Source organism: Acinetobacter sp. HR7, assembly GCF_000773685.1.
Lineage (GTDB): Bacteria > Pseudomonadota > Gammaproteobacteria > Pseudomonadales > Moraxellaceae > Acinetobacter > Acinetobacter thermotolerans.
This window is the reverse complement of record NZ_JPQO01000061.1, coordinates 1-6,591: the sequence shown is the minus strand read 5'-3', so window position 1 is coordinate 6,591 and position 6,591 is coordinate 1. Positions and strand designations below refer to the sequence as shown.

The window sequence follows — 6,591 nt, the reverse complement described above, 5'->3', positions numbered from 1 at the left end:
CGCTTGAATTCAGAATCTGAAAAACGGTTTAATTTCTGATATTTCATGAAATCTATATTGAGGTAGTTTTTACTTTCGCAAGAGGTCTAATATATAAAATCAATAATTCCAAATAACATAATCTAAACAAATATAAAAATCATTTTAAAAACAATATTCTATTTTTTATTTTAAAAATTAAAAAATGTGTGAATAATAATCAAATGTACATTTTAATTTTTAATATGATCTAATTTTTGTCAGATAAATTAACTCTTATTTTGATTGGATTCTAAATAAATTATTAAATTCATAGGATGCTAAGGTTATGAAAATATTGATTATCAATATAGGTTTATCTTGTCTATGTTTTCTGAGCAATGCTTATGCAACATCTGATGAATGGAGTCAGCGTTGGAAAGCATCACCAAGCCGTTCTAGCGAGAATCTGGCACAAGCAAATCTGATTGAACTCAGAGAGTCTGATTATTATGAGAGTTTTGGTAAGGCAAGGACAAATGTTTATAACACCTCTTCTAATTCAATTGGTACGGTAAATACGCCCACAAATAACATAACAATTGATGGTTCCAACAATGGAGTCGATATATCTACTGATCTGCAGAATGATGCACCAATAAATTCCAATACAAATCAGAATGCTCAGCAATGCCCGAATGTAAGTAACCAGCCGGGAGAAACTTTATGCTGAATTTCTCGTATAGGCGATATTTATCGTCAACTGGCATTGTGACGACTTTTATCCTGACTGGATGTACAGGTTTAGCCCCTTCCAATTCAAAGCCAGTTGAATTGGTACAGGGACCTCCAATTACCGATATTTTTACTCCTTTCGACATGGCATTAAGTTGTCTTAGTGGCAAATTACGTAATGATGTCAGCTTTTCCGTAGGTGCTATTCTGGACCAGACTGGTAAGGATGTAGTGACCAATGGTGGTAGCGGTAAGATGGTTACTCAGGGTGCTGGAGATATGGTGCAATCAGCTTTGTTTCAGGCGGGTGTCAGTGTCTTGAACAGGCGTGATCCACGCATCATTGAAAGTGAGGCTAAGTGGGGAATTCGTGACCCGCGTCAGATTCTGGCCTCTAATTATTATGTCACTGGAAGTATTAACAGCCTGGATTTTATTCCCGGCGGTGGTTTGGATATGCAAATTGCAGGTGTTGGACCGAATTACAGCCAGACCCGGATCATGGTGGGGCTGGACTTATCTCTCACCGATACTCGCAGCAGTAAAGTAGTGGCTAATGTCTCATTGCAAAAACAGATTGCAGCTCAGGATTATGGCTTGAGCGCAGGCCGTTTTGCAGGACGCACTTTGTTTAATGTTCAGATAGGGAAAGGTGAACGTGAAGCGACCAATTTTGCTTTGAGACAAATGCTAAATCTGGCGACTTTTGAACTTTTGAGCCAAGTAGTTCCTCCGCCTGTATTTGAAAGTTGCCGAGCACAGATTCCACCTGAGTATGGGCGTTTAAACTTAACACGTAGTGCTGTGGAGTTGCATAAATATAAAAAGACTCAGCAAGAAAATGGCCGTGCTTCCAATGATCCTATACAAACATCAACTTTAGATGAGAACCAGTCATCTCTTGAGAAAGATAAGTCAACCAATTCGCCTAGCAAGGATACCAAGCCACCTAAGCAGAAAGAATCTGAGGTAATCCAGAATCCAGAGGCGGAACCTGAAATGAATAAGCAGGACCTGATTAAATATATCAGTAAAAAACAAGCGTCTTCTTCAGACAAAAAAATTGCTGAAGAAAAAGAATCACCAGAAAAAAAAGATGAACAAAAAGAAGAGGAAAAGACATCTACCCTATGGGATGTTAATCCTGAAGTTTTAGAAAACTATTGGTCAAGCACACAGCGTGACTGATAGCTACAAATGGGCTCGCTCCCATTAATAAAAGAAGTATCGAGCGAGCGATACTTCAAAACTAGAAAAGGAAAAACAAAGATGAAAAACACGATCAAAACAATCGCTTTATCCGTCACCTTCCTGTCTGGTGCAGGCATGGTTTATGCTCAAGATACAGAGGTAGCCGTAGATACAGGTTTACAGACAGCTTTAAATACACTATCACAACAGGTTGCGAATGGTTCAGCTCTTAATCTTGCAGTAAATACAGCTGATATCAATTCAAGTGTTGATATCAATGCTGAAGGAGTAGTAGAAACTACTGAGGAAGTATTAGGAACTGTCAATAATGTTGTAGGTACTATCGAAACAACTGCTATGGGTGCTGTGAATACAGGTAACATTGCAGTAGAACAGGGTAGTCTAAGTTCTTTAAAAACAAGTGAATTAACAGCGAGTCTGGATAATAATTTAAGTGACTTGGAGGAGAGCGTTGAAAATGTTGATGGTGAAACTGCATCAGACTGGTCTAAAGATTTAGATAATACAGTCAATAATGAGCTTGCTACTACTTTAGAAGAGCGACTAGATCAGACATTAAGTAATTATAGTGTGGCAAATGTAGCTTATAATTCTGGTGCTCTTGATGCATCTGTAACAGCAGCATTGGATGGAGCTGAAAATACAATTAATAATATTAAAACTACTGCCATCGGTGCTGTAAATACTGGAAGTATTACAGTCACCGTGAAGTAGGCATTATTACTATTTAAAAATAATACAGGCCTAACTATTGGCAGATAGTTAGGCTTTTTATTTTATATTAGAAAAAATTGAAATTGCTGTTTATTCATCGGAACATTCAGTGATTCGCGCTAAGAATTTTTCTTTCAACTTTTGCGAATAAGAAGATAGGTAATAAAAAAAGAGCGCCTAGGCACTCTTTCCCCTAATTTCTCATAGATCATAGAGAAATTTAGTCACGCATAAATTCAACAGTACCATTCGCCAGTGATTTGACACGTGCTAATGATTCGACGCGGTAACCTTTTTCAAGCAGAATGTCACGGCCTGGTTGGAATGATTTTTCAATCACGATACCAATACCGACTACAGTTGCTTCTGCCTGATGAATTAGGTCAGCTAGACCGAGTGCAGCTTGACCATTTGCCAGGAAGTCATCAATTACCAGAACCTTGTCAGAAGCACTGATGTGCTTTTTAGAAATGGCAATGGTACTTTCAGTCTGTTTGGTGAAAGAAAACACTTTAGAACGGTACAGGTTGTCTTTTAGGGTAAGAGACTGGTATTTACGTGCAAAGATCACCGGAACACCCAACTCAAGGCCTGCCATCACGGCAGGAGCAATCCCGGACGCTTCGATGGTAATGATTTTGGTGATACCCGCATCTTTAAATAGACGCGCAAATTCCTGACCAATTTGCTGCATCATGACAGGATCGATTTGGTGATTTAAGAAAGAGTCTACTTTTAAGACTTCTTCAGATAGAACGATACCTTCAGCTAAGATTTTCTGTTCTAGTGCGTGCACGGGAGATTCCTCAAGACCAGGTGCTTTTTCAAGCAAAAGCGTATTGTAAAAAGCACCCGGAAAAAATCAAGCGAAAATCGTCAAAAACAATCAGGTTGTTGGACCTTTATAGCCTGTCAGCAGCAGGCCATAGGAAGCTTTCTTATCAACATGGGTCACTTTGACCGGTAAATAATCAAGTTTTGGTGCCAGCCAGAAAATGGTTTCACGTCCAGGCTTGTCATGTTTCATTACCACTTTAATGGTGTTGAATGTGCCATAGCTAGTCTTGATATTTTCAGTACCGTGTTTGACAAATTTGCGAGCTTCAAGTTCCTTTGCATCCGCAATATAGTAACTGCCTTTCAGACCTGAAGATTTGAGATCTTCACGAATCTGTAATTCTGCATTTAGCTCATCCAGTGCACCGTCTTTCCAGCCAAAGCTATAGGTCTTGTCATCCTTCTTGGTGCTGATAGTTCTAGAAGAAGGATTGAACTTGATGCTCATAGTATTGTTATGTACCAGAATCTTGCTGGTACGGCTAAAGCTGGTCGAACCAATCTTGCCATTATGGAACGTAAAGTGACTAGTTTCAGTAGCTGAAGCAATTGCGGCAGCTTTAGCAGCAAATACATAGGTCCAGTTATTGCCTGATTTACTCAGGGTCCGTGTCGCTGAACCCATATTTTTACCGTTATAGATAAACTGATAAGAGGCTTGAAATGGGCTCATGGCAAATGCTTGGCTGGACATGCCAGTAAATACCAGAGCTGAGGTCAGTCCTGCAGCCATGCCAAGGGTTTTATAAATTTGTTTTGCCATAAGTGAATTTTCCTATATCAAAAGGGCAGTCAGTCACTTCCGCCATATGACTTATTATGGGGTCAAAATGTGAAGATTGAACTGATAGAGAATACTAAAATGTATGATTCATGTAGCTGTTTTTCATAATGAATTCATAATTTAGCGTCTCTATAACGACGTTTAGGATTTGTCTTTCTGCTTGATCGGGGTAATCTGAGTTTCACTGAATTCATCTGCATCATCCCAGCTTTCTTCTTTTTCCTGAGACAGTTTTCGGAACAGGGCCGCCAGATTAACATTGCCAAAGACCACCAGCTCAGCTTCACGCAGCACCGCATGATTAACATGTACCTTTGACAAAGTATCAATGACGGAGCGACTCTTGCCCAGCCAGCGATTCAGATCCAGATGGAGCAGGTCATCAATGACTTTAATCACACCCAGTTTTTCAAGAATCATGCCAAGTGGGTCTTCATTTAAAATCCGTTGATAAAAGAACAAGGCACAGCGAACCCCGATTTTATAAAAGACATTTGGATATTTGGCATCAATCACCTGCGTATCACTGATCTGCTCAAATACAATCAGCTGTTTGTCTTTATTTAGTTCCATCTGTACCAGTTTCAGATCGACAGACAGTGTGATCAGCATGCCTTTAAAATCTAAAGTGGCATAAAGTCGGAGCCAGTCATCATGCAGATCTGCATGCAAATCTTTAAGCATTTTGACATTGTCAGTGACAAAACGCTGGAAGGTCGCATTTAAAAATACTTGCGATAGCGGAAACTCACGTTCATCTTCAATAAACTCTCCCGCCTTCTGATACACTTGGCGGATGCGTCTGGAGATATTGGTAATGAGGGTCTGCATAGGGAAGCATCCTGGCAACTTTCTTTCTATTGAGGTGTATCTTGTCGAAAAGCATAAAAAATACAAGTGTCTGTGCTTGCAGTTTAACAAAATAAAATGCAACATTTTTAATGTTTTGTTTATACAGCGTAGAAGAATTGATATAGGTCGCATTCTCGAGTGAAAGTGAAAGATGTATCAATATTACGCGCTGAATAAAATTTTCTTTGCAAGATCTTGGGGATAAAGGCTCGATTCTGAGCCTAAACATATGAGTAGAATGACGCTGATGCCTTTGGTTAAGTCATGGTGGAAAGATCCGATTTTCAGTGGAGCAGTAGCCATTGCTGCCATCCTGCATATCATGATTTTGCTGCTGCAGTTTGGTATGCCTCAGGAGCGGGATACTTCAAGCAAGGAAATTGCGGTCAGCCTACGCATCAGCAATGACAAAATAGAGCATGCCGATTTCCTCGCGCAAACCGATCAGCAAGGTTCTGGCCAGTTCCGAGAAGCCCATCGAATGTCGAGTGATGCCCCGATGCCTATACCAGCCGATGAAGCAGCAGTGGGAGAAGCACAGCAGCAAAGCGAAGATATGCTGAGGCAGAAGCAGGAACTCAGTTTTGAAGAAAAAGTGCTGATGACGGCATTGAGCTGGCAGAAACAGGCGGAAGAAAATCAGCGTAAAAAACGTCAGGAAGAACTGAATAGCCAGTTCCAGGCCAAAGCAGCCATGGTGGCAAGTCTGGAAGCGCAATATATGCAACGCCAGCAAAATTTTAGCCGTCAGCAAAAGATTAAAACTGTGGATGGGATTCAGGCCAAGCAGGACGTCTCTGCAGCCTATCTGGAAAAGTTCCGTCAGAAGGTAGAATTCTATGGCAACCGTTTTTATCCGGAATCTGCCCGTCTGCAGCGCCTAGCGGGTGATGTGCGTTTGATGGTGATCCTGAACCAGAACGGCGGGATTCGTGCGATCCGTTTGCTAGAGTCTTCAGGCCATGCGGTGCTGGATGAAGCGGCGAAAATGTCACTGCGTAAAGCAGCGCCGTTTGGCGTGTTTGATGCCAAAATGAAAGATATTTCCGAACTGCGGATTATTCGGACGTGGCGCTTTGATCCTGCTGAGGCAGAGTTTGAGGTGCGTTAATCCAGCACTGTTTCATAATGGCGGAGTACCTTGCAGACATCCACGCTGAAATAGCGATACCAGTTGTCTTTACCGAGTTGTTGTGCAGCTTGGTGTTCAGCGTCCTGATGCCAGGCATGAATATCCTGCAGGCTACTCCAGTAGGAAAGCGCAACCTCATCGGTTCCTTCAGTTAAACTTTCAAAATGCTGACAGTTAAATTGGGTCAGTGCCTTTTCCCGCATACATTGCGCAGTTTTAAAATAATGTTGGTCAAGCTGTTTAATTCTAGCTTTAAAAATAACGACATATTGCATGGTAATTTCTGATTTAATAAGGTTGTGAATTTTTGACATCCTCTCCGACCTAAAGGACGGAGATTCCTCCTGCGAGACGCCCATGTCCGAGC

General features: G+C 41.1%; 8 protein-coding genes. 4 read left to right on the top strand and 4 right to left on the bottom strand.

The genetic code is table 11. The annotated features are described in order from the left end of the window. Nucleotides 1-307 precede the first annotated feature (307 nt). The 3 genes from GW12_RS04050 to GW12_RS04040 all read left to right on the top strand — a co-directional run bounded on the left by GW12_RS04050 (nucleotide 308) and on the right by GW12_RS04040 (nucleotide 2,619). Entirely contained in the window at nucleotides 308-691 is a 384-nt protein-coding gene (locus GW12_RS04050) for a hypothetical protein (protein WP_034583761.1), read from the top strand. Then, on the top strand, nucleotides 685-1,881 hold the full coding sequence (locus GW12_RS04045) for a CsgG/HfaB family protein (protein WP_034583758.1): 1,197 nt from the start codon (nucleotides 685-687) through the stop codon (nucleotides 1,879-1,881). The genes GW12_RS04050 and GW12_RS04045 overlap by 7 nt, the downstream gene beginning before the upstream one ends. A gap of 81 nt (nucleotides 1,882-1,962) precedes the next feature. Next, nucleotides 1,963-2,619 (top strand): hypothetical protein, encoded by a 657-nt coding sequence (locus GW12_RS04040; protein ID WP_034583755.1) that lies wholly within the window; start codon nucleotides 1,963-1,965, stop codon nucleotides 2,617-2,619. Between the two features lie 220 nt (nucleotides 2,620-2,839). Here the strand turns inward: GW12_RS04040 and GW12_RS04035 are convergent, their stop codons facing one another. From GW12_RS04035 to GW12_RS04025, 3 genes are all read right to left on the bottom strand, one after another. Continuing rightward, the gene (locus tag GW12_RS04035) at nucleotides 2,840-3,415 is read right to left on the bottom strand and encodes a xanthine phosphoribosyltransferase (protein ID WP_034583752.1); all 576 of its coding nucleotides are present in this window, start codon (nucleotides 3,413-3,415) and stop codon (nucleotides 2,840-2,842) included. A 90-nt stretch (nucleotides 3,416-3,505) separates the two neighbouring features. Next, on the bottom strand, nucleotides 3,506-4,219 hold the full coding sequence (locus GW12_RS04030) for a DUF3108 domain-containing protein (RefSeq protein WP_034583749.1): 714 nt from the start codon (nucleotides 4,217-4,219) through the stop codon (nucleotides 3,506-3,508). Nucleotides 4,220-4,381: 162 nt separating this feature from the next. After that, a complete protein-coding gene (locus GW12_RS04025) occupies nucleotides 4,382-5,071 on the bottom strand; it encodes a hypothetical protein (RefSeq protein WP_034583747.1) in 690 nt (229 codons plus the stop codon). 268 nt (nucleotides 5,072-5,339) lie between these two features. Between GW12_RS04025 and GW12_RS04020 the strand changes: the two genes are divergently transcribed. Beyond that, the gene (locus GW12_RS04020; RefSeq protein WP_171077661.1) at nucleotides 5,340-6,203 is read left to right on the top strand and encodes an energy transducer TonB; all 864 of its coding nucleotides are present in this window, start codon (nucleotides 5,340-5,342) and stop codon (nucleotides 6,201-6,203) included. Here the strand turns inward: GW12_RS04020 and GW12_RS04015 are convergent. Further along, complete coding sequence (locus tag GW12_RS04015; protein WP_034583764.1) at nucleotides 6,200-6,499, bottom strand: antibiotic biosynthesis monooxygenase; 300 nt, start codon at nucleotides 6,497-6,499, stop codon at nucleotides 6,200-6,202. The two genes, GW12_RS04020 and GW12_RS04015, sit on opposite strands and share 4 nt — an antisense overlap. Between the last annotated feature and the right edge of the window lie 92 nt (nucleotides 6,500-6,591).